Below are 22,576 nucleotides of genomic sequence, written 5' to 3'. Positions count from 1 at the left end.
GATGCGCGGGGCAGAAACACCGCCCCGCCTTTTCACTTCGTGTAAGACGGTGCGTCACGCGGGTCACTGCCTAGGCGGACTCTGCCCGGAGTGCCCGTCATGGGATGGCAGGCTGTGCTGCAGCAGCCAGGCCGTGCGCGAACCGGCTCCCACCAACGCACCGGTGGCCCAGAAGACACCTGCAATGCCCACCAGGGCACCGGCGAAACCAAACAGCATGGGCATCAGCACACTGGAGGCATTGATCGCCATCAGCCGCAGCCCCAGCGCCTCGCCGTGGCGGGCTTCCGGAGTGATCTGGTGCAGCATGCTCATGATCATGGGCTGCACCGTGCCGAGGGCAAAGCCCAGCAGCACCGAGCAGATACCCATGCCAAGCGCCGACCGCATCAACGGGTAAATCGCAAATAGGACCGCCGTCGCCAGCATGGCGCCCGCTAGCACGCGCCACTCCCGCAGGTGGGCGGCCAACAGAGGCATCAGCATGCGAATGACAGCCGCGGCGACGGCAAAGGCACCGAGTATGGAGCCGATGACCGAGGCGCTGATCCCTCTTTCAAAGCCCAGCACCGGCACGACAAAGGTGTGCACATCCCAGCAGGACGACAAAAACCAGTTCACCAGCATGAGCCGGCGAAACGTGGATTCGCGCAGCAGGTCCCAGGCCTTGGGTTGCGTGCCACCGGTCGCCGCGATCACCGGCGGCAGTTCACGCGTCCGCCGAACCAAAAACCAGCTGGTGATGGGCAACACCGCCATCAGCAAAAAAGCCGCCCGATAGCCTTCCAGGCTGCCGGGCGCGGCTCCCGCATGGTCGATCAGCAGCCCGGCCGTGAAAGGCCCGACAAAATTTGAAACGGCGGGGCCGATCGACAGCCAGCTGAAAACCTGCCTCAGCTGCAAAGGCCCGGATGCCGCGCGCCCGACATGGCGTTGCAGCGAAATAACCGCGGCCCCCGTCGCGCCGCCTGTCAGCAATGCGGCCAGACACAGCACCGGGAACACCGGAAAGGCCACGGCGGCGCTGGCGCCTGCCACGGCGGCCATCACACTGAAGCCCATGGGGCGCTTGAGGCCGTGCCGATCGGCAAAGCGCCCTGCAGGCAGGGCCAGAAACACCTGGGTCACGGCGAAAAGCGCCAGCAGCACACCGACCGCCGCAGGACTGTAGCCCTCACGCAGTGCCAGCAGCGGTGCCGCCATGCGTGTGCCGGCCATGCAGGCATGCAGGCAGATCTGCGCCAGGATCAGGCGGGCCAATTCACGGGTCATGCGGGACGGATCATAGGGAACCGGCCACGCAACGCAACGCAAGGCAACGCAACTCAACTCTCATCCAAATCCTTGTCCATCGGAATCAGCCGGGCCGACTCGGCGTCCGGCAAGGCCTCGACATTGCGCAGGGCCTTGCCCATCACACGGCTGCGCTGCTCGGCGCTGCTCAAGGTGTTGAGGACGGTTTCGGTTTGCGATTTCACCTTGGCCAGCACATCACCGAACTTGCTGAATTCGGTCTTCACCGCACCGAGCACCTGCCACACTTCGCTGGAGCGCTTTTCAAGGGCCAGCGTCCTGAAGCCCATCTGCAGGGAGGTCAGCATGGCCAGCAGCGTCGTGGGGCCGGCCAGGGTGATGCGGTGGTCGCGCTGCAGGCTTTCCATCAGGCCGGGGCGGCGCAGCACTTCCGCGTAGAGGCCCTCCGTTGGCAGGAACAGGATGGCGAAGTCGGTGGTATATGGCGGCTCAATGTATTTTTCAGATATCGACCTGGCTTCAAGCCGGATCCGGACTTCCAGCGCCTTGCCGGCCACTTCCGCGCCCAGCACATCGGCGCGCTGCTGCGCATCGAGCAGGCGCTCGTAGTCCTCGTTGGGAAATTTCGCATCAATCGGCAACCACAGGGGATCACCGGCGTCGGACCGGCCCGGCAGCTTGATGGCAAAGTCGACTGGGTTCTTGCCGCCACGCCGGGTAATCACCTGGGCCGCGTACTGGTCGACCGTGAATACCTGCTCCAGCAGGGCCGACAGCTGGGCCTCGCCAAAAATACCGCGCGTCTTGACATTGGTCAGCAAATGCTTGAGGTCGCCCACGCCCTGCGCCAGGGTCTGCATCTCGCCCAGGCCCTTGTGCACCTGCTCGAGCCGGTCTGCCACCTGCTTGAAGCTCTCGCCCAGTCGCGTCTCCAGCGTGGTCTGCAGTTTTTCATCCACCGTCTTGCGCATCTCGTCGAGCTTGGCCGAGTTGGTCTGCTGCAGTTGCGCGAGCTGTTTTTCCAGCGTTTCGCGCACCTCGACCATGCGCCGGGCATTGGACTCGCTGACGGATTGCAGTTGCGTCGTCAGGGTATCCGACAGGGTTTTTTGCAGCAGCGCAAGTTGCTGCGCAAACGCATCGATCTGCGTGTTTTGCGTGCGTATGGCTTCGGCGCTCTGTTGCACCAGCGTCTGTTGAAAAGTGGCAAAGGTGCTCGCAAGTTCCTGGCGGCCGTTGCGCGCGCTGTCGGTGATTTCGCGCCGCAGTTCACGCTCCACGCGGTCGTGGCCCGCCGCCATGCCGGCCAGCAATTCGGTACGGCCACTGTCGGCGGGCTTGCGCACCAGCAGCCAGACCAGCAACAGCAGGTTGGCCAGCAGCAGAATGATCATCAACCAGTAGTCCATCGGGTCTGCGGTTCGCTATTTATGTTGCTATTTATTGGACAGTCAACACCGCAGGATTCAGCGGAGTCAGGGGCTTCTTTCCTTCGAAAAAAGCAATCAGGTTGTCCGCCGCCAGGTTGGCCATCGCCAGTCGTGTGGGCACGGTGGCGCTGGCGATGTGGGGCGTCAGCACCACATTGGGCACGGTCAACAGGTCAGGATGCACCTTGGGCTCGCCTTCAAACACATCCAGGCCGGCAGCGGCGATGCGCCTGTCACGCAAGGCAGCGGCCAGGGCGGCGTCATCCACAATGCCGCCGCGCGCAATGTTGATCAGCGTGGCCGTCGGTTTCATCAGGGCCAGCTCGGCCGCGCCTATGGTGTGATGGGAGGCTGGCGAGTATGGCAGCACCAGCACCAGGTGGTCGGCGGTCTTGAGCAGCTCTTCCTTGCTCACATAGCTGGCCTGGCACTCCGCTTCCAGTGCGGCCTCCAGGCGCGAGCGGTTGTGGTAAATCACCTTCATGCCAAACCCGAGCGCGCCACGTTTGGCGATGCCCTGCCCGATGCGGCCCATGCCCAGAATGCCGAGTGTGGCGCCGTGAATGTCGGAGCCGGCAAACATGTCGTAGCTCCACTTGGTCCATTTGCCGGCCCGCAGGTAGTGTTCGCTCTCGGTGATGCGGCGGGCGGTGGCCATCAGCAACGCAAAGCCGAAGTCCGCCGTGGTTTCCGTCAGGACATCGGGCGCATTGGTGGCCAGCACCTTGGCCGCGGTCATGGCGTCGACATCGAAATTGTTATAACCCACAGCCATGTTGGCGCAGATTTTGAGCCGGGGGCAAGCGGCAAGAACCTCTGCGTCAATGCGGTCACCGCCGGTGGTGAAGGCGCCGTCCTTGTCACGCAGGCGTTCGGTGAGTTCAGCCTTGGACCAGGTTTGATCGTCCTGGTTGGCCTGCACCTCGAAGTGCTGCTCCAGGCGGGCGATCACCTCGGGAAAGACGGCTCGTGCGACCAGAATTTTGGGTTTGCTCATGAGAATATCTCGACTTTCTTTGCTTGAACGGTTGAATGGTTGGCTTGAATTGAAATGGTTTACCTGAACCAGATAAAGGTCATGATGATGAACAGCGGAATCAGCACCGCGCCCGACCAGGCCATGTACCCAAAAAAGCCGGGCATCCGCACGCCGCGGTCTTCTGCCACGGCCTTGACCATCAGGTTGGGCGCATTGCCAATGTAGGAGTTGGCACCCATGAACACCGCGCCGGCCGAAATGGCCGCCAGCGTAGGAGCCATCGCGGTCATCAGCGCTTGGGGATCGCCGCCCGCCGTGTTGAAGAACACCAGATAGGTCGGCGCATTGTCCAGGAAAGAACTCAGCGCCCCAGTAGCCCAGAAGTACATGGCCGGATCAGGCTGGCCATCGGGCCGGGTCACGGCCGAGATGATTGCGCTGAACGGACCATGGATGCCCGCCTTGAGCATGGCGATGACCGGAATGATGGTCAAAAAGATGCCGGCAAACAGCTTGGCAACCTCCTGCATCGGCCCCCATGAAAACTGGTTGTCCTCATGGACGCTGGCCGGCGTGATGCGCAGGGATATCAAGGTCACCACCACGAGGCCGGCGTCGCGCAGCAGGCCCGGCAGCCCCACCTCGGTGCCCAGGACATTGAACACCACGGAGGACTTCCAGAAGCCGCTGAGAAGCACCAGCGCCACGATGGCGGCCAGCAAGCCGAAGTTCGGCGCGCCGTCAAAGCCGATGGCACGGGTGTCGGGCGTGGGATCGACCGGCAGCACCCCCTCCTTGCTGTAGTACCAGCGGTCCAGCAAGTAAAAAATGCCTAGCAGGCTGCCCGCCAGGAACAGCGTTTCCGGAAAGATGTGGCTGACGGTCCAGAAGAAATCGACGCCCTTCAGAAAACCGAGAAACAGGGGCGGATCTCCCAGCGGCGTCAGCGAGCCGCCGGCGTTCGACACCAGGAAAATGAAGAACACCACCACATGCGCCTTGTGAACGCGGTTGTCATTGGCCCGAATCAGCGGGCGGATCATCAACATGGACGCGCCGGTGGTTCCCATCAGGCTGGCCAGCAGGGTGCCGATTGCCAGAATCGCGGTGTTGAGGCCCGGGCTTCCATGCAGGTTGCCCCGAATGAAAATGCCGCCGGACACGGTATACAGCGCGGTCAGCAAGACGATGAAGGGAATKTATTCGGCCAGCAGCGCATGCACAAAACTGCTGCCTGCCAAAGCCAGCCCGAAGACCGCGGCAAACGGCAGAAAAAATGCCAGCGTCCAGGCCGCTGAAACCTTGCCGAAATGGTGATGCCAAAAAGCAGGAAGCACGAGCGGCATCACGGCAATCGACAGCAAAATGCCCACAAAGGGTATCGCCCATATCCAGGGCAGCCTGGTACCGTCAATCTCGGAGGCCAATGCCAGCCCGGGCAAACAGCACAGCAGGGCCAGGGCAGCACACCAGCGCAAAACTCTCATTGTTGTCTCCTCATTCTTTTATTCATTTGTTCAACTTCTCAACTTCTCAACTTCTCAACTTCTCAACTTCTCACCAGAGCTTTCGTGGCTGGCATGGCCCCCGCGCTCGCTGGCCAGCGGGCAAAGGCAGGCGCTCGCCAGGTAGCCATTGCGCCTGGCGAAACGCCGGATACCGGCATCAGGCAATCTCGAAGACCTGGCGCAGATAGGCCAGGTACTTTTCGTCCTCGCACATGTTTTTGGAGGGCGTATCCGACAGCTTGGCCACTGGCTGGCCATTGCAGCGGATCATCTTGATGACGATCTGCAGCGGCTCGTAGCCAAGGTCGTTGGTCAGGTTGGTGCCTATGCCGAAAGCCAGCTGGCAGCGCCCCCTGAACTGCTGGTACAGCTCAATGGTGCGCGGCACGGTGAGCGCGTCGCTGAAGATCAGCGTCTTGGTTCTGGGATCGACGCGGTTTTTGACGTAGTGCGCGAGCATGCGCTCGCCCCACTCGAACGGGTCGCCGCTGTCATGGCGGGCACCGTCAAACAGCTTGCAGAAGTACATGTCGAAATCGCGCAGAAAGGCACTCATGCCGTACACGTCCGACAGCGCAATCCCCAGGTCGCCCCGGTACTCCCGGGCCCATGATTCAAAACCGAAGACCTGGCTGTCCCGCAGCCGCGGCCCGAGTGCCTGGCACGCCTGCAGGTACTCGTGCGCCATGGTGCCCAGGGGCGTCAGGCCCAGCTTCATGGCAAACAGCACATTGCTGCTCCCCGCAAGCTGGCCCGACATGCCCGTGCCCAGGCGGGTCACCAGCGTGCGCAACACCTCCTCGTGCCAGACCTTGCCGAAACGCCGGCGCGTGCCGTAATCGGCGATCTTGAGCTCGCGCAGGCCATCTGCCTGCAACTCCAGTATCTTGGTGTCCAGGCGTTTGCGGCCTTCCGCCAGGTCGGGCTGCTTTTGCGTATTGCGAAAGTAGACCTCGTTGATGATGGCCAGCACCGGAATTTCAAACAGGATGGTGTGCAGCCACGGGCCCTTGATGGACACCTCGATCTCGCCGGACGGCAGGGCCATCACACTCACGTATTTCTCGTTGAGGCGGAAGATGCCGAGAAAATCGACAAAGTCGCTCTTGATAAAACGCATGGCTTTCAGGTAGGCCAGTTCGGCATCCTGAAAGCGCAAACTGCACAGCCCGCGGACTTCTTCGCGAATCTCGTTCACATACGGTGCAAGGTCGCCAATGCCGGGCGCGCCGGCATTGCGGCACTTGAACCGGTACTCCACCTCGGCACCGGGAAACTGGTGCAACACCACCTGCATCATGGTGAACTTGTACAGGTCGGTGTCGAGCAGGCTGGTGATGATCATGGTGAAGGCTTTGCCGCGTGACGGGATGGAAGCGGGGGGTGGGGGTGGTCAGGTGCCCAGCAGGTCCACTTCAAAGAGCAGGGTGGCGTTGGGTGGAATCACCCCGCCGGCGCCGCGCGCACCATAGCCCAGGTCTGCCGGAATGATCAGGCGGCGCGTGCCCCCCACGGACATGCCCTGCACGCCCTCGTCCCAGCCGCGGATGACCTGACCCGCACCGAGCGAGAACTCGAAAGGCTGGCCGCGGTCCTTGCTGGAGTCGAACTTGGCGCCCTGCACGCCGCCGTTGTAGAGCCAGCCGGTGTAATGCACCTTGACATGCTGCCCCGCCTTGGCAATGGCACCGGTGCCCAGCACGGTGTCTTCATATTGCAGTCCTGATGAAGTGGTAGTGATAGTCATATCGATGTCCTTTTGAAAATGAGGAAAAAAATGAGGAGAAAAAAGAGGGGAAACAGCCAAAAAATCCCGAAAAAAAGAAAACCCCATGGAAGAGCACAGGCGTATTTTCACGAACCCCTGACTTTACCCGCAACCAGCCGAAGCACCCTGTCGGCGCTGGCGGCCAGCAGCTGGTTTTGCTCCACCACCAGCATGGGCATGCCGTTTGACTTGAGGGCCAGCAAGGCATCGCGGATGGACTCCACCAGCACCGGCGCAATGCCTTCGCAAGGCTCATCGAGCAGCAGGATTCGCGGCCCGGTCATGAGCGTGCGGGCAATGGCCAGCATCTGCTGCTCGCCACCGCTCATGTGGGCTGCGGGCCGCTTCAGCATGGTCTTGAGCACCGGAAACAAATCGAGCGCCCTGGCCTCATGCGCCGCCGCGTCCCGGCCTGCGGCCACCGCCAGATTCTCGCGGACCGTGAGGCCGGTGAAAAGCCGCCGGTCCTCGGCCACATAGCCCAGGCCTGCGCGCGCCCGCCGGTATGTCTCCCAGCGCCCAATGTCGGCGCGGCCCGCTTCCGTCTGGTAACTGATGCGGCCCTCGGTGCGCACCTCCAGCCCCATCAAGGCTTTCAGCAGCGTCGACTTGCCGGCCCCATTCAGGCCCTGCAGCACGACAAATTCCCCCTGCCGGACCTGCAGCGAAATGCCGAACAGCGCCTGCGCAGGGCCATAAAAGGCATTGAGCCCCTCCACGTCCATTTGCACGTCCATGTCCATTTGCACGTCTGCCTGCCCCGTTTGCACGCCAATTTGCAAGCCAAGCGACACGTCAGCAGGAACATCCGTGCGCACCTCAGGCATGAGCAGCACCCTCACCCAGATAGCGCCTGCGCACCGTGCTGTCGCGGGAGATCTCCTCAAATGAACCCTGCGCCGCCAGCCGCCCCTCTATCAGCACCAGCACCCGGTCGGCCACACCTGCCACCGCATCCATGTTGTGCTCCGTGTAGAGCACGGCCATCCCCTGCCCGGCTTGAGCCGCCAGACTTTTGACCAGATGCATCAGGCCCGCCCGCTCTTCCTCGGCCAGGCCGGCGGCAGGTTCGTCAAGCAGCAGCAGCCGTGGGCGTGCAGCCAGCGCCACAGCCAGTTCCAGCCGCTTTTTGGCGCCATAAGGCAGGCTCAGCACCGGCGCATCGGCCAGCGCCCCTAGGCCGGTCTGCGCCAGCAGCGCCTGCGACGCCTCGCGGGACTGCCCATCCAGGCGCTTGAACGCGGAAATCGCGTGCCCCCCTTTACCCACTTGACCCACTTGACCCGCTTGACCCGCCTGCGCCGCCAGCTGCACATTTTGCAGCGCCGTGAGGGCTTCGAAAACCTGCGCGACCTGAAAGGTGCGTGCCACGCCGCGCGCCAGACGGGCAGCAGGCGCCAGCCGATCCAGCGCCTGGCCGTTCCACATGATGTGGCCGCCGGTGAGCGGATATTGGCCTGCAATGCAGGCAAAGCAGGTCGACTTGCCGGCCCCGTTGGGCCCGATCAGCGCCACGCACTCGCCTGCCGAGACCTGAAAGCTCACGCCATCGACCGCCCGGATACCGTCAAAGTGCTTGACCAGTTGCTGAACCTGCAGCATCAGCCCGCCCTCCCTGTTGCACGGTCGGCGGGGCGGGGGCGGGTACGGCTGCCCAGCAGACCCAGCAAACCCGACGGTGAGGCCACCATCACCAGCATGATGAAGACACCCAACAACCCGCGCCAGTACGTCACTTCACGGCCCAGTTCGGCGCTGGCGTAGCTCAGCACGGCGCTGCCCACCACGGCGCCCCAAAGCTGGTGAACGCCGCCGAGCAAAACCACCAGCAAGGCATCCACCGAGGTAGCCACCGCGGCGATGGAGGGAAACACCGCGCCCTTGTGCGCGGCAAACAGGCCGCCGGCAAGGCCTGCCAGCACCGCACTCTCCAGAAAGACGCGGTACTTGAGCCAGCCCACGGGCAAGCCGGAAGCGGCCGCCCGCGCGGGCGCGTCGCGCACAGCTTGCAGCGCCGCCCCCATGACCGACCGGCTCAGCAGGCGCAGCGCCAACACGCAAGCCAGCGCCAGCACCACCAGCAGCGCGAAAAACAGCGGCCGGCCCTCCTCTTCCACCAGGGCCAGCCCGATCAGGCCGTTGTCGCCTCCGGTGAGGCTGACCCACTGGGTGGCCCCGGCCCAGATCACCTGTGCCAGCGCCAGCGACAGCATGGCCAGGTACACCCCGGCGCTGCGCACCACCGCAGCGCCAAACACGGCGGCGACCACCAGGGCCGCAACGCAACCCGTCGCCAGGGCAACCGGCAGCGATGCACCCCACAGGCTGTGCGACAGGGCCGCACCATAGCCGCCCAGTGCAAAAAAAGCGGCATGGCCAAAGCTGACCAGGCCGCCAAGCGCCATCATCGACTGCAAACTGATGCCAAAAATCGTGAGGATCAAGGCATCGGCGGCCAGCGTTTGCCAGTAAGGCCCACCCAGCCAGGCCAGGCCCGACAGCAGCGCCACCACCGCGACAATGGCGCCGGTCCAGAAGCGCCCCAGACCCAGGCCGCGAAACCGCTGCGCCGGCTCGCGCACGCCCTCCAGCGAAGCCACCGACAGACCATTGAGCCCCTGGGGCCGGAGCACCAGCACCGCCGCCATGGTCAAAAAGACGATGACCAGCGTGGCCTGCGGAAGCACGGCGATGCCCAGGGCATGCACGAGGCCGATCAGCAAGGCCGCCACAAACGCACCCCCTATGCTGCCCAGGCCGCCCGTGACGACCACGACAAAGGTCTCCACAATCACGTTCATGTCCATTTGCAGGTGCGCCGGTTCACGGGGCAACTGCAAGGCCCCGCCCAGACCCGCCAGCGTGCAGCCGAGGACCACCGCACCCAGCATCAGCGGTTTGGGATTGACACCGAGCGCCGCCAGCATGGCGCGGTCTTGCGTGGCGGCGCGCAGGCGCCGGCCAAACAGCGAGTGACGCAGCAGCAGGTGCAGGCCCAGCCACACCAGGGGGCCCAACGCAATCATCACGAGCTGGTACACCGGAAAGAACTCTTCGCCGATCTGCAGTGAGCCTTTCAGCCCCGGAAAGCGCGGCGCAAACACCTCGTCGGGGCCAAAGCCCCACTGCATGGCGTCATGCAGCGCCAGCGTCAGGCCGAACGTGGCAACCAGCTGGTACAACTCCGGTGCCCCGCTCATCCGCCGCAGAAGAAGGAAATCGGCCAGAGCGCCTACCAGTCCGGCGCAGGCGGCGCCCAAAAGAATGGCCAGCAGATAAAGCGGCGCACTGTCTCCCCAGGCGGGAAACCACTCGGTGACCCAGTGCGCCGTGAACAGCGCACCCAGCATGAAGAAACTGCCATGCGCAAAATTGACGATGCGCGTGACGCCGAAAATCAACGTCAGGCCCGCCGCCATCAGGAACAGCGTGGTCGCGTACGACAGCCCGCCCAGCAGCTGGACCACGGAAACCGTCACGCGATCACTTCTCTGGAGCACATAGGAGGCGAAGCGTCTCGCAAGCCGCGGCCTGCAAGGCCTCGATAGCTACACGCCGTGAGCAAGCGTGGGCTTCAATCCAGATCAAGCCGGGGCCGCGGAACCGGCTTTGCCGGGCCGCAGGCGCAGCGGCCCCCTCGGGGGGCAGCGCAGTACGCGAAGCGACAAGCGTGGGGGCCACTAATCAAGCCAGGTCGTGAATTCAGAAGCCGCTACCCGCGGCGTGCGGAAGGTATTGACCAGCGCCGCCTCGTCCGCATAACCCAGCGACATACCGCAGACCAGCATCTCGTCAGCCCCCGCGCCGATGTGCGGCAGGATGATTTTGGCAAAGCCGTTCCACGCCGCCTGCGGGCAGGTGTGCAGGCCATGGCCGCGCGCGGCCACCATGAGGCTTTGCAGGAAGGCGCCATAGTCCAGCAGCGAGCCGCGCCCCATCACGCGGTCCAGCGTGAACATCAGGCCCACCGGTGCATCAAAAAACCGGAAGTTGCGCTGGTGCTGCGCATGCATCCTGTCCTTGTCGCCTTTGGTGATGCCCAGCAGCCCGTACAGGCCCCAGCCGTTTTCACGGCGCCGGTCGATGTAGGGCGACACCCATTTTTCGGGGTAATAGTCGTATTCCTCCTTGTACTCGGCGGCCAGTTCAGGATTGGCCCGCAGGGCATCATGGGCGCGGCAGACCTTGTCCACCAGCGTGTTGCGGGCGGCGCCCTGCAGCACATAGACTTTCCACGGCTGGGTATTGGTGCCCGAGGGCGCGCGGCTGGCGATCTCCAGCAGGTGCTCGATGGTGGCGCGGGGCACCGGCGTCGGCAGGAAGTCGCGCATCGACTGGCGGCTTTCGATGGCGTGGTCCACCGCGTTGACGGGATGGGCAAACACGCTACCGGAGGCGTCGATTGCGGCAAAGTCGCCGGCCACAACAGGAGGGGAAGGAAAAACAGCTTGCTTCACTTGAGGGTCTCCAGTACGCAGAGTAATTGAGGGGGCAAGGGTACCGGGCGGCGCGTGGCACGGTCGACATACACATGGATGAAATGGCCTTTGGCCGCACAGGCCTGCGCATCATCCTGCGGGAACAGCGCCACTTCGTAGCGCACACTGGACGCGCCCAGGTGGGCCACCCGAATGCCCGCCACCACCGGCTCGGGAAACGCGAGAGGGGCGAAGTAATTGCACTGGGTCTCAACCACCAGGCCAATCACGCTGCCCGCATGGATGTCCAGGGCGCCGCGTTCAATCAGCAAGCCGTTGACGGCCGTGTCAAACCAGCTGTAGTAAATGACGTTGTTGACATGGCCATACAGATCGTTGTCCGACCAGCGCGTGCCGATGTCGCGAAAAGCTTTGTATGCACTGCGGAGTTCTGCCTGGGGGCGCATCGGGGACGTCATGAGGGTTATTTTGCCAGCCCCCACGCTCCCCACTTCGTGTGGTTCGCTGCCCCCCGAGGGGGCGCTGCGCCTGCGGCCCGGCTGAGCCGGTTCCGCGGCCCCTGCTGGTGAAGACCTCACTTGATATTGCCGCCCCGGTTGACCTTTCAGGGGATTGATCAGGGATTCCATTTGGCCCAGTACTCGAGCGCCACGCGGTAGGTGTTCATCTGCACCTGCACGGTTTCATCAATGTTCACGCCATAGCCGCCTGCCATTGAAAAGGTCAGGGGAATGCGGCGCTGCCAGGCCCAGTCAAAGACGCGGCGGTCGCGGGCTTCCAGCCCATCAAAGCTCAGCGCCAGACGCCCCAGCCGGTCACCCTCAAATGGATCGGCACCGGCCAGAAACACCACGAGGCCGGGCTCAAAGCGCCGATCGAGTTCGTCGAGCGCATGCTCGAGCGCATGCAGATACGGCGCGTCAGTGCAACCATCGGGCAGCTCCACATCCAGGTCGCTCGCCTCCTTGCGGAACGGAAAATTCTTCTGGCCGTGCAATGACAGCGTGAAAACACTGGGATCGTTGGCAAAGATGTGGGCGGTACCGTTGCCCTGGTGCACGTCCAGATCAATCACGGCCACCCGCAAGGGCTTGCGCTCAGAGCGATTCCGGCGGCCCCACTCTGCCTGCATCAGCCGGGCCGTCACCGCCGAGTCATTGAACACGCAAAAACCACTGCCCTTGTGCGCATAGGCATGGTGCGTGCCGCCTGCCATATTGGCGGCAATGCCCTGCCGCTGGGTATCTGCGCCCAGCCCCAGCGCAACCCGCGCCGCAGCCACCGTGGCTCCGGCCGAGCGGCGTGCCCGTTCGGCCATCCCGGGGCTCCACGGAAATCCGATCTCGCGCTGGGCTGGCGACGGCAAGGTGCCATGGGTGATGGCCTCTATGTAGGCAGGCGTATGCACCAGGGCGAGTTCGCCGTCGCTGGCGGCCGGCGCCTGCATCATTTGCACACGGGGCAACTCATGGATGAGACGGTCCCGCAACAACTTGTATTTGCCCATGGGAAACCGATGCCCGGGCGGCAGCGGCAGCACGAAGTTGTCGGCGTAGAAAGCTTGCAAGATGGGAGTAGGCCAGAGAGGAGCGCAAAAAAAACCGTTGCTGCGTCGTCGAGCGCACAGCGCCGAGTTGCCATTGTGGCCTGAAGCGCGCGAGCGCGTGAAAGGCCCCCGGCATGAGGCCCACGGAGCATGAGACCCATGGATATGGGAAAAGCCCAAACTAGGGCATTGCCCCTAAAAAAATGGTGCACTGCAGCAAAAAATGCTTGCCATCGTGCGGCCGCTCCCTATAATTGAGCCTATGTTGCAGTGCAGCAATTCAGCGCAAAGCAACTACCGTCCCTCATCAACCTTATTGGAGATTAATTTATGTTGACCGCTGAACAGATCCTGGCATCCCACAAAGCAAACATCGAAACCCTGTTTGGTCTGACCCACAAAGCCTTCGAAGGCGTTGAGAAACTGGTCGAACTGAACGTGCAAGCCACCAAGGCTGCCCTGGCTGAAACCGCCAACCACACGCAAGCCGTCCTCGGTGCCAAAGACGCACAGGAACTGCTGGCCCTGCAAGCTGGCCTGGTTCAGCCCCTGGCCGAGAAAACCGCCGCTTACAGCCGCCACCTCTATGACATCGCTTCTGCCGCTGGCGCTGAACTGAGCAAGACTTTTGAAGGCCAGGCTGCCGACGCACAGAAGAAATTTGTTGGCATCGTTGACAACGCCGCCAAGAACGCACCTGCTGGCTCCGAGACCGCTGTGGCCGTGATGAAAAGCGCCGTGGCTGCTGCCAACAACGCGTTTGAGTCCGTGCAAAAAGCCGTCAAACAAGCCAGCGACATCGCTGAAGCCAACTTCAACACGGTGGCTACCTCTGCCGTGAACGCTTCCAAGACTGTCTCCAAAAAGCGTTAATTCGTCGAGACCGGCGCATGTTGCGCTGCGGGGCTAAACACTTCGCAGCGCAAACGCCCACTCTCACGGAGCCTGCTACCGAAAACCTGTTTGGCCTTTTGACCAAGCAGCACTTCCAACCAGTTGTCTCCTCGGGTCCTTTCAGAAATTCAGTTCACGGACCCCTTGAAGCCCTGTCGAAAGACGGGGCTTTTTTTTTGTTCCAACGGGCTTGAAACTGTCTCCCGTAACCGCCTCCTGCAACCGCCTCCTGCGGCCGCAAGGGTCACCCGGCCACTCGCGACAAGCTCAATAAGCTCAATAAGCAGCCTTCCTCAATGCGCCGGCACCACCCCGGCCTCCAGCTTGGCCCGCAGCGCAGGCAGCGCCGCGAGCATGGCGGCCCGGCCCGAATCGATGGCGCGTTGCCGGGCTGAAAAGTCGGCGCTCTTCAGGCCGGCCAGCGAAGGCCGCACCACCACATCAGCGTCCTTCAGTTCGTAGTGGTTGATGCTTTTACCCATGATGGCAAAGGTCTGCAGCAGGATCTGCAGCGTATCGCCGGCCGGGTTGGCCTCCGGCGGGCTGGAAATATCAACCGCAATCACCACGTCGGCACCCATCTGCCGGGCAAAACGCACCGGCACCGGCGACACCAGGCCGCCATCAACATATTCACGGCCATTGATCCTGACGGGCACAAAGACCGCCGGGACAGCGCTCGATGCCCGTACCGCCGTGCCGGTGTCTCCGCGCTGGAACAGCACGGCCTGACCGCTGTTCAGGTCGGTGGCCACAATACCCAGCGGAACGGGCATGTCTTCAATCAGACGGCCCGCCAGCAACTCATTGACATGGCGCGCCAGGGCCTCGCCGCGAAACATGCCCCGCCCCACAATCGGCAGCATCCAGTCGGTGATGGCGACCTCCTGCATGTTCAAGGCGGTCTGTTGCAACTGGGCACTGGTTTTGCCGCTGGCATAAAGCGCAGCCACCAGGCTGCCGGCCGAGGTTCCGACCACGTAGTGGGGCTTGAGCCCGGCTTCTTCAAGCACCGCAATCACCCCCACATGGGCAAATCCCCGCGCCGCGCCTCCGCCCAGCGCCAGGCCGATTTTCAGGGGCTTTTTGGTCACGACCTCAGCCGCTGGTGCGGGTGGCGCGGGCGCCCGGCCCGGCGGTCCGGGTGGCGCTGCACAACCGGCCAGCAGCACCATGCCCCAAGCCAGCGCCATGCGCCAGCCAGGCCCACTCCTCCACCCCCGTGGACCTGAAGCAGCGCTGCCGCGAGCCTTGCGTCCGAAGCCAAGGCAATTGAGAATAATTCGCGTTTGTATTACACTCACTCCGTTCCAACCTTTCAGGATTTTCCCAACATGCTCAAAAAAGCTCCTTCACTGGCCTGCCTTGCGCTGGCCGCCGCAGCCTTCTTTGGCGCCGCAGCCAGTGTCAATGCCCAGACCAGTGCCCAGGAACAGGTCGTCAATCTGTATTCTGCACGCCACTACCAGACCGATGAAGCGCTGTACACCAACTTCACCAAGGCCACCGGTATCAAGGTCAACCGTGTGGATGCCGATGATGCGGGCATTCTGGCGCGCCTGAAGGCTGAAGGCACGGCCTCCCCCGCCGACGTGATTTTGCTGGTTGACGCTGCCCGCCTCTGGAAAGGCGACGTGGACGGCCTGTTCAAGCCCATCAAGTCCCCCGCGCTGGAAGCCGCCATTCCGGCCAAGCTGCGCGCCAAGGAAACGGCCGAAGGCACGACCTGGTTCGGTTTCTCCACCCGCGCGCGCGTGGTGGTGTATGACAAGCTGAAGGTCAAGAAAGCAGACGTGGACACCTACGAAGAGCTGGCCGACCCGAAAAACAAGGGCCTGCTGTGCACCCGCTCGGGTTCACACCCCTACAACCTCTCGCTGTTTGGCGCCGTGACCGAGCACCTGGGCGAGGCCAAAGCGGAGGCCTGGCTCAAGGGCCTGGTGGCCAACATGGCACGCGACCCCAAGGGCGGCGACAGCGACCAGATCAAGGCGGTGGCCAGCGGCGAGTGCGGCATTGCGCTGACCAACACCTATTACCTGGCGCGCATCATGCGCTCCAGCGCACCTGAAGACAAAGTGGTGGCCGACCGCGTCGGCGTGGTGTTTCCCAACCAGGACAGCTGGGGCACGCACGTGAACATTGCGGGCGCAGCCGTTGCCAAAAATGCAAAGAACACTGCCAACGCCATCAAGTTCATGGAATACATGGCCAGCGCCGATGCGCAAAACTACTTTGCCAACGGCAACAACGAATGGCCCGCCGTGGCCAGCGTGAAAGTCAGCAACCCGGCGCTGCAAGCCATGACGGGCGGCAACTTCAAGTCGGAAACCATTCCCATCAGCGCCGTGGGCGGCAACCAGCTGAAGGTGCAGCAGATGCTTGATCGCGTAGGCTACAAGTAAGCTAGGCAAGCCCCAGGGCGCAGTTACCCGGCAAAGCCCGGTCATCTTTTTGGTGACCGGGCTTTTTTCATGGGCCATAATTGACGTTTACGTCAACGTCAACGTTTTCCCTTCTCTTTTTTCCATTCTTTTATTTCAAGGAACAAGCCATGGATATCGCAGGCAAAGTATTTATCGTCACCGGCGGCGCGTCAGGTCTGGGCGAAGGAACGGCACGCATGCTGGTCGCCAACGGCGCCAAGGTGGTGATTGCCGACATGCAGGCCGACAAGGGCGAGGCGATTGCCAAAGAACTCGGGGAAGGCAAAGCCGCCTTTGTGCCCTGCGACGTCAGCCAGGAAGCCGACGGCCAGGCCGTGGTGGCCAAGGCCGTATCCATGGGCAAGCTGATGGGCCTGGTCAATTGCGCCGGCATCGCGCCTGCCGAAAAAACCGTGGGCAAAAATGGCGCGCACGGCCTGGCCCTGTTCAGCAAGACCGTCACCGTCAACCTGATCGGCAGCTTCAACATGATCCGGCTGGCGGCCGACGCGATGTGCAAGAACGAGCCAGAAGCGACCGGTGAGCGCGGCGTGCTGATTTCCACCGCCTCGGTCGCGGCCTATGACGGGCAGATTGGCCAGGCAGCGTACAGCGCGTCCAAGGGCGGCATCGTCGGCATGACCTTGCCGATTGCCCGCGACCTGGCACGCAACGGCATCCGCAACATGACGATTGCCCCCGGCATCTTCGGCACGCCCATGCTGTTCAGCATGCCGCAGGAGGTGCAGGACTCGCTGGCCGCCGGCGTGCCCTTCCCTTCGCGCCTGGGAACCCCTCAGGACTACGCCCGACTGGCCAAGCACATTATCGAAAACGACATGCTCAACGGCGAGGTGATCCGCCTCGACGGGGCGATCCGGCTGGCGCCCCGCTGAGGTCGGACATCGCGGGCAGACGGCCCGGCAGGCGTAACATGGCAGCTCATCAAAAACCCAGAGGAGAATGCATGAAACGCCTGTTGACCTCCGTCGCGCTTGCCGCCCTGCTTGCGGCTTGTGCCAGTACTCCCAGCCCCTCCAGCCAGTTCAGCTACACCGTCCCGGCACAGCCTGAAGGTTCATCGGGTTACACCCAAAAACCCGGCTGGGCCACCAGCAAATTTGCGGTGGCCGCGGCTAACCCGCTGGCCACCGACGCCGGTTACCAGGTCCTGAAAGCCGGCGGCTCGGCGATCGATGCGGCCATTGCGGTGCAAATGGTGCTGAGTCTGGTGGAGCCGCAGTCCAGCGGTATTGGCGGCGGCGCGTTTTTGCTGCACTCCAGTGGCAGCAAGGTCGAGGCGTTTGATGGCCGCGAGACCGCGCCTGCGGCGGTGGACGAAAAGCTCTTTCTCGGCGCCGACGGCAAGCCGATGCAGTTTTATGAGGGCGTGGTCGGTGGCCGTTCGGTCGGCACACCCGGTACGGTGCGTATGCTGGAGATGGCGCACAAGCAGTACGGCAAGCTGCCCTGGGCCCAGCTCTTTGTGCCCGCCATCCAGCTGGCCGAAGGCGGTTTCAAGGTCAGCGCGCGCCTGAACACCTTGCTCAAGGATGAAAAATACCTGAAGAACGATCCGGTTGCGGCAGCTTACTTCTACAAACCTGATGGCAGCCCGGTGGATGTGGGTTCCACCTTGCGCAACCCGGCATTCGCCGATGTGCTGCGGCAGATCGCCGGCAAGGGCTCCAGCGCGCTGCTGCAAGGCCCGGTCGCGCAGGCCATCGTGAGCAAGGTGCAGAGCCACCCGACCAACCCCGGCAAACTGGCCTTGAGCGACCTGGCCGGCTACCAGGCCAAAAAGCGCGACCCGATCTGCTCGGACTACAGCGCTGCCGGCAAGACCTATCGCCTCTGCGGCATGCCGCCACCGAGTTCCGGTGCCATCGCCGTGGGGCAGATTCTCGGGATTTTGGGCAACACCAACGCCGCTACGCTGCCACTGGCCAGTGGCATGGGCGGTGTGCCTGGCACGGTGGCGCCCACGCCGTCGGCCGACTGGTTGCACCTTTACACCGAGGCCGCGCGCCTGGCCTTTGCCGACCGTGGTCAGTACCTCGGTGACCCCGATTTTGTGCAGCCCCCCGGCGGCAGCTGGATGAGCCTGCTGGCCCCGACCTACCTGAGCGAACGCGCCAAACTGATCCAGCAGCAAGCGGGCGGCCAGAGCATGAAGACAGCCAAACCGGGCGTGCCGGGTGCGATCACAACCGCCTACGCGCCCATGCCCGATCAGCCCGAGTACGGCACCTCGCACATCAGCATCGTTGACGGCTATGGCAATGCGATTGCCATGACCACGACGATTGAAGACGCGTTTGGCGCGCGCCTGATGACCGATGGCGGCACCGGCAAGGCGGGTGGCTTTTTGCTGAACAATGAACTGACCGACTTCAGCTTTGCCCCGACGGATGCCGAAGGCAAACCGGTGGCCAACCGCGTGCAGGCCGGCAAGCGCCCCCGCTCGTCGATGGCACCGACGCTGGTGTTTGACAAAGCCACCGGCCAGTTGGTGATGAGTGGCGGCAGCCCGGGCGGCGCGCTGATCATTCACTACACGRCCAAAACGCTGTACGGCGTACTGCACTGGGGCCTGCTGCCGCAGCAGGCGATTGACCTGCCCAACTTTGGCTCGCTCAATGGCCCCAGCCTGCTGGAAGAAAAGCGTTTCGCACCCGCCACCGTTGAGGCCTTGAGGGCACGCGGCGCCGAGGTGCGCGAAATGAACATGACCAGCGGCCTGCAGGCCATCGCGCGCGGCCAGGCCCATGGCACGCCGGTGTGGCTGGGTGGCGCCGACCCGCGCCGCGAAGGCGTGGTGATGGGGGATTGAGCGGGCGAGGCTGTCGCGGTCGCGGCTGAAGCGGCGACTTGCGGACTAGGGCCCTAACCCGTCCGCATCGGTACAGGCGGGGCGTTTTGCCCGACTGTGCCGATGCGCTCATATTCGGAAATGACCTGCGCGCCCAGCAACAACAGCGTGGCGGCGATTTCCAGGCTCAGCAAAACCACGATGGCGGTGGTCAGTGAGCCATACACCAGACCCACTTGCGACAGCGTGCCAAAGTACCAGACCAAGGCATGGCGCGTCACTTCCCAAAGCAGCGCAGCCGTGACCCCGCCAATCAGCGCGTGGCGCAGTGACGGCTTGCCCACCGGCATCACCATGTACACCGATGTCAGCAGAAGTATCTCGCCGCCCAAGCCGAGCAGGTACAGCAGCACGCCCGAGAATCCGTCGAGCGACCAGCTGTAACCCAGAAATTCCAGACTTTTTTCACCCAGGACCTGCAAACTGCCCGAGACCAGCGTCACCAGCAGCAGGCCCAGCCCCAGGCACAGGATGTAACAGTAGGGCAGCACGGCAGAAACCAGAAAATGGCGCCGACGAATGGCCACGCGGTGCAAGAAGATCACCGACATGGCGTTTTCAAGCACGGTGAACGCCAGTGAACTGAAAAACAGCATGGTGCCCAGCAAAAGCCAACCCATGACTTCGCGATGCGCCAGAAAATTGGCCAGTTCGCCGACAATGAATTCGGACTGTCCCGGCGCGATCCAGCCGATGTAACGGCCCAGCGCTTCCAGCAGTGCCGACTGCTCAATCACATGCGACAGCGCAATCGCCATGAGGATGAGCAGCGGAACAATCGACAGCAGGGCGTAATAAGCCACGGCGCCGGCCAGCAGCAGACCCTGATTGGCACGAAAACCCTTGAGTGTCCGCAGCGCAAAGGCGCCGGGATGGCTGAGCACATAGGCGGCCTGCGGTCCAAGAGTCATCATGAGATGCCCCACAGTGCGCAGGGCGAATAAGTGGTTGAGTTCATTATGCGCGGCCGGCCTTACCCGCCGGCCTGTCGTGCATCGCATCCCCACACCTATGTTTAAATTGGTGTTCACTTTTTTCGACCCATGGCCATTCCCTCATCATTCATCCAGGAGCTGTTGGCTCGCGCCGACATCGTGTATATTGTTGGCCGCCATGTGCAGCTCAAGAAAGGCGGCGCCAATTTCATGGGGCTGTGCCCCTTTCACGGCGAAAAATCACCTTCGTTTTCAGTCAGCCCGACCAAATAGTTCTACCACTGCTTCGGCTACGGCGCGAGTGGCAATGCCATCAAATTCCTGACGGAACACGGCGGCCAGGCCCATGGCACGCCGGTGTGGCTGGGCGGCGCCGACCCGCGCCGCGAAGGCGTGGTGATGGGGGATTGAGCCTCGGGCGGCCCTGGGATCACTCTTCCGCCGGGCCGCCCCAAGGAAAAGACGGCCCCCTCGGGGGGCAGCGACCCGCGCAGCGGCGGAGCGTGGGGCCATTCCCTACAATCGTCCCATGGCCATTCCCCAATCATTCCTCCAGGAGCTGCTCGCGCGGGCTGACGTGGTGGACATTGTGGGTCGCCACGTCCAGCTGAAAAAGGGCGGCGCCAATTTCATGGGCCTGTGCCCGTTTCACGGGGAAAAGTCGCCCTCCTTCAGCGTCAGCCCGTCCAAGCAGTTCTACCACTGCTTCGGCTGCGGCAAAAACGGCAATGTCATCAGCTTCCTGATGGAGCATGCCGGCATGAGCTTCATCGAAGCCGTGAAGGACCTGGCCCAGCAATACGGCCTGCAGGTGCCCGAAGATGACGTGTCGCCCCAGGACAGGGCCAAGGCGGCACAGATGCGCGAACAGCAGGCCACCCTGACCAGCGTGCTGGAAAAAGCCGCCATGGCCTACATCAAGCACCTGCGCGGCTCCGAGCGGGCCATCGCGTACTTCAAGGGCCGCGGCCTGTCGGGCGAGATCGCCAGGACTTTTGGGCTCGGTTACGCACCGGAGGGCTGGCGCAGCCTGGCCAGCGTATTTCCCGACTACAACGACCCGCTGCTGGTGGAAAGCGGCCTGGTGATCACCGGCGAGGCGGGCGAGGCAAACGCGGGCGGTGAAGCCAAGCGCTATGACCGCTTCCGCGACCGGGTCATGTTTCCCATCCGCAACGTCAAGGGCGAATGCATTGGCTTTGGCGGCCGCGTGCTGGGTGACGAAAAGCCCAAATACCTGAACTCACCCGAAACCCCGGTGTTCAGCAAGGGGCGCGAGCTTTATGGTCTCTTTGAAGCCCGCACGGCCCTGCGCGAGCACGGTTACGCACTGGTCACCGAAGGTTACATGGACGTGGTCGCACTGGCCCAGCTGGGTTTTGCCAATGCCGTGGCCACCCTGGGCACGGCCTGTACCGCCGACCATGTGCAAAAGCTGTTTCGCTTCACCGACTCGGTCGTCTTCAGCTTCGATGGTGACGGCGCCGGTCGCCGCGCCGCGCGCAAGGCGCTGGACGCGGCCCTGCCCTTTGCCACTGACGTACGCACTGTCAAATTCCTGTTCCTGCCAACCGAGCACGACCCGGACAGCTACATCCGCGAACACGGCAAGGAAGGTTTTGCGGCTTACGTCAGCAAGGCCGTCCCGCTGAGCCGCTTCCTGCTCGAAGCCGCTGCCGACGGCTGCGACCTGGACACGGCGGAAGGCCGCGCCCACATGGCCAGCAACGCCCGCCCGCTGTGGAGCCTGTTGCCCGACGGCGCCCTGAAGCGCCAGCTGCTGGCCGAAATCGCCGACCAGGTGATGATTGACAGCCGCGAGTTGCTGCAGCTTTGGCAGCCCGCCTCCGCAGGTTACAAAAACAGCTATAAAAACAATAGCAGCAAGCGCCCGCCCAATAAAGACCATAGACCGGATTTGCCCTCGGATTCCGGCAAAAGCCACGACGTCCCCGACTATGCAGGCTACGTACCGGACCTGCGCGAGGAGGCCGACTATGCCTCTTCCGAGCCGTATTTCCCGCCGCCCGCCATGTCAGCGCAGCGCGCCGGGCGGTCGTCGGGCGGCGCCAGCCGGGCGCCACGCCGCGTAGCGGGCCGCATCCTGCCGGCCAGCCGTGAAGACCGCGTCCTGCGGCTGCTGCTGACCGAGCCGCAGAGCTGGGACCAGCTCAGCACCGAAGAGCATCACCTGCTGCTGGCGTTGCCGGCGCCGCACGGGCCGCTGTTTGTGTGGCTGGAAAGCCAGCTTCACGAGCACGGCCCGCAACCCTGGGCCGCGCTGCGCGAAGGCCTGCGTGACCACCCCCACGAAAAGCACGCCATCGCGCAAATCGCGCAAATACCGGAAGGTATCGAATGCGACTGGGATGAGGTCAGAAGCATCCTGGATCAGCTTGTCAGGCTCGAACGCCAGCGCGAAATGGACGAGCTGGTGCCGCTGGTCACGAAAGATCCTGCAGCCCGACAGCGCTACCAGGAACTGCTGGAAGCCAACCTCAAAAAAAGCTGAAAAAACAGGTTTT

At 63.2% G+C, this 22,576-nt stretch carries 19 protein-coding genes and 1 pseudogene; 6 read left to right on the top strand and 14 right to left on the bottom strand.

Annotated features, from left to right (window positions below; all coding sequences use genetic code 11):
• Positions 1 to 63: 63 nt before the first annotated feature.
• From AC1DUB_RS09970 to AC1DUB_RS09915, 12 genes are all read right to left on the bottom strand, one after another.
• Entirely contained in the window at positions 64 to 1,272 is a 1,209-nt protein-coding gene (locus tag AC1DUB_RS09970; protein WP_477729399.1) for an MFS transporter, read from the bottom strand.
• A gap of 53 nt (positions 1,273 to 1,325) precedes the next feature.
• The gene (gene rmuC, locus AC1DUB_RS09965) at positions 1,326 to 2,663 is read right to left on the bottom strand and encodes a DNA recombination protein RmuC (RefSeq protein ID WP_477717441.1); all 1,338 of its coding nucleotides are present in this window, start codon (positions 2,661 to 2,663) and stop codon (positions 1,326 to 1,328) included.
• Positions 2,664 to 2,694: 31 nt separating this feature from the next.
• A complete protein-coding gene (locus tag AC1DUB_RS09960; RefSeq protein WP_477729398.1) occupies positions 2,695 to 3,681 on the bottom strand; it encodes a 2-hydroxyacid dehydrogenase in 987 nt (328 codons plus the stop codon).
• A 59-nt stretch (positions 3,682 to 3,740) separates the two neighbouring features.
• Entirely contained in the window at positions 3,741 to 5,150 is a 1,410-nt protein-coding gene (locus AC1DUB_RS09955; RefSeq protein WP_477729397.1) for a sodium:proton antiporter, read from the bottom strand.
• A 178-nt stretch (positions 5,151 to 5,328) separates the two neighbouring features.
• A complete protein-coding gene (gene pncB, locus AC1DUB_RS09950) occupies positions 5,329 to 6,516 on the bottom strand; it encodes a nicotinate phosphoribosyltransferase (protein ID WP_477729396.1) in 1,188 nt (395 codons plus the stop codon).
• A 48-nt stretch (positions 6,517 to 6,564) separates the two neighbouring features.
• On the bottom strand, positions 6,565 to 6,918 hold the full coding sequence (locus AC1DUB_RS09945; protein ID WP_477729395.1) for an FKBP-type peptidyl-prolyl cis-trans isomerase: 354 nt from the start codon (positions 6,916 to 6,918) through the stop codon (positions 6,565 to 6,567).
• Positions 6,919 to 7,025: 107 nt separating this feature from the next.
• Positions 7,026 to 7,664, bottom strand: a complete 639-nt coding sequence (locus AC1DUB_RS09940) for an ABC transporter ATP-binding protein (RefSeq protein WP_477729479.1) — start codon at positions 7,662 to 7,664, stop codon at positions 7,026 to 7,028.
• A gap of 94 nt (positions 7,665 to 7,758) precedes the next feature.
• Positions 7,759 to 8,541 carry an ABC transporter ATP-binding protein gene (locus AC1DUB_RS09935; protein ID WP_477717446.1) on the bottom strand — a complete coding sequence of 261 codons (783 nt, stop codon included), beginning with the start codon at positions 8,539 to 8,541 and terminating at the stop codon, positions 7,759 to 7,761.
• On the bottom strand, positions 8,541 to 10,418 hold the full coding sequence (locus tag AC1DUB_RS09930) for an ABC transporter permease (RefSeq protein ID WP_477717447.1): 1,878 nt from the start codon (positions 10,416 to 10,418) through the stop codon (positions 8,541 to 8,543). The genes AC1DUB_RS09935 and AC1DUB_RS09930 overlap by 1 nt, the downstream gene beginning before the upstream one ends.
• A gap of 201 nt (positions 10,419 to 10,619) precedes the next feature.
• A complete protein-coding gene (locus tag AC1DUB_RS09925) occupies positions 10,620 to 11,342 on the bottom strand; it encodes a nitroreductase (RefSeq protein WP_477717528.1) in 723 nt (240 codons plus the stop codon).
• 50 nt (positions 11,343 to 11,392) lie between these two features.
• Entirely contained in the window at positions 11,393 to 11,836 is a 444-nt protein-coding gene (locus AC1DUB_RS09920) for an acyl-CoA thioesterase (protein ID WP_477717448.1), read from the bottom strand.
• A gap of 158 nt (positions 11,837 to 11,994) precedes the next feature.
• Positions 11,995 to 12,945: a histone deacetylase family protein gene (locus tag AC1DUB_RS09915; RefSeq protein ID WP_477717449.1), complete on the bottom strand. Its 951-nt coding sequence runs from the start codon at positions 12,943 to 12,945 to the stop codon at positions 11,995 to 11,997.
• A gap of 309 nt (positions 12,946 to 13,254) precedes the next feature.
• Between AC1DUB_RS09915 and AC1DUB_RS09910 the strand changes: the two genes are divergently transcribed.
• Positions 13,255 to 13,797, top strand: a complete 543-nt coding sequence (locus AC1DUB_RS09910; protein WP_477717450.1) for a phasin family protein — start codon at positions 13,255 to 13,257, stop codon at positions 13,795 to 13,797.
• Positions 13,798 to 14,111: 314 nt separating this feature from the next.
• On the opposite strand, the gene AC1DUB_RS09905 is transcribed toward AC1DUB_RS09910, so the two are convergent.
• Entirely contained in the window at positions 14,112 to 15,011 is a 900-nt protein-coding gene (locus AC1DUB_RS09905; RefSeq protein ID WP_477717451.1) for a patatin-like phospholipase family protein, read from the bottom strand.
• A gap of 141 nt (positions 15,012 to 15,152) precedes the next feature.
• Here AC1DUB_RS09905 and AC1DUB_RS09900 point away from each other — a divergent pair, with 141 nt between their 5' ends.
• From AC1DUB_RS09900 to AC1DUB_RS09890, 3 genes are all read left to right on the top strand, one after another.
• The gene (locus tag AC1DUB_RS09900) at positions 15,153 to 16,223 is read left to right on the top strand and encodes an extracellular solute-binding protein (RefSeq protein ID WP_477717452.1); all 1,071 of its coding nucleotides are present in this window, start codon (positions 15,153 to 15,155) and stop codon (positions 16,221 to 16,223) included.
• Positions 16,224 to 16,372: 149 nt separating this feature from the next.
• Positions 16,373 to 17,140 carry a 3-hydroxyacyl-CoA dehydrogenase gene (locus AC1DUB_RS09895; protein ID WP_477717453.1) on the top strand — a complete coding sequence of 256 codons (768 nt, stop codon included), beginning with the start codon at positions 16,373 to 16,375 and terminating at the stop codon, positions 17,138 to 17,140.
• A gap of 71 nt (positions 17,141 to 17,211) precedes the next feature.
• Positions 17,212 to 19,077 (top strand): gamma-glutamyltransferase family protein, encoded by a 1,866-nt coding sequence (locus tag AC1DUB_RS09890; RefSeq protein ID WP_477729394.1) that lies wholly within the window; start codon positions 17,212 to 17,214, stop codon positions 19,075 to 19,077.
• Between the two features lie 53 nt (positions 19,078 to 19,130).
• On the opposite strand, the gene AC1DUB_RS09885 is transcribed toward AC1DUB_RS09890, so the two are convergent.
• Positions 19,131 to 20,030 carry a YihY/virulence factor BrkB family protein gene (locus AC1DUB_RS09885; protein ID WP_477717455.1) on the bottom strand — a complete coding sequence of 300 codons (900 nt, stop codon included), beginning with the start codon at positions 20,028 to 20,030 and terminating at the stop codon, positions 19,131 to 19,133.
• Positions 20,031 to 20,159: 129 nt separating this feature from the next.
• Here AC1DUB_RS09885 and AC1DUB_RS09880 point away from each other — a divergent pair.
• Together AC1DUB_RS09880 and dnaG are read left to right on the top strand one after the other, a co-directional pair.
• Positions 20,160 to 20,390 (top strand): annotated as a pseudogene (locus AC1DUB_RS09880) (CHC2 zinc finger domain-containing protein); the annotation flags it as partial.
• A gap of 190 nt (positions 20,391 to 20,580) precedes the next feature.
• Positions 20,581 to 22,563: a DNA primase gene (gene dnaG, locus AC1DUB_RS09875; protein WP_477717456.1), complete on the top strand. Its 1,983-nt coding sequence runs from the start codon at positions 20,581 to 20,583 to the stop codon at positions 22,561 to 22,563.
• Positions 22,564 to 22,576 lie beyond the last annotated feature (13 nt).

Source organism: Polaromonas sp. P4_F9 (genome assembly GCF_056401235.1).
The sequence above is the reverse complement of the archived record's forward strand: the minus strand, read 5'-3'. Positions and strand labels throughout refer to the sequence as shown.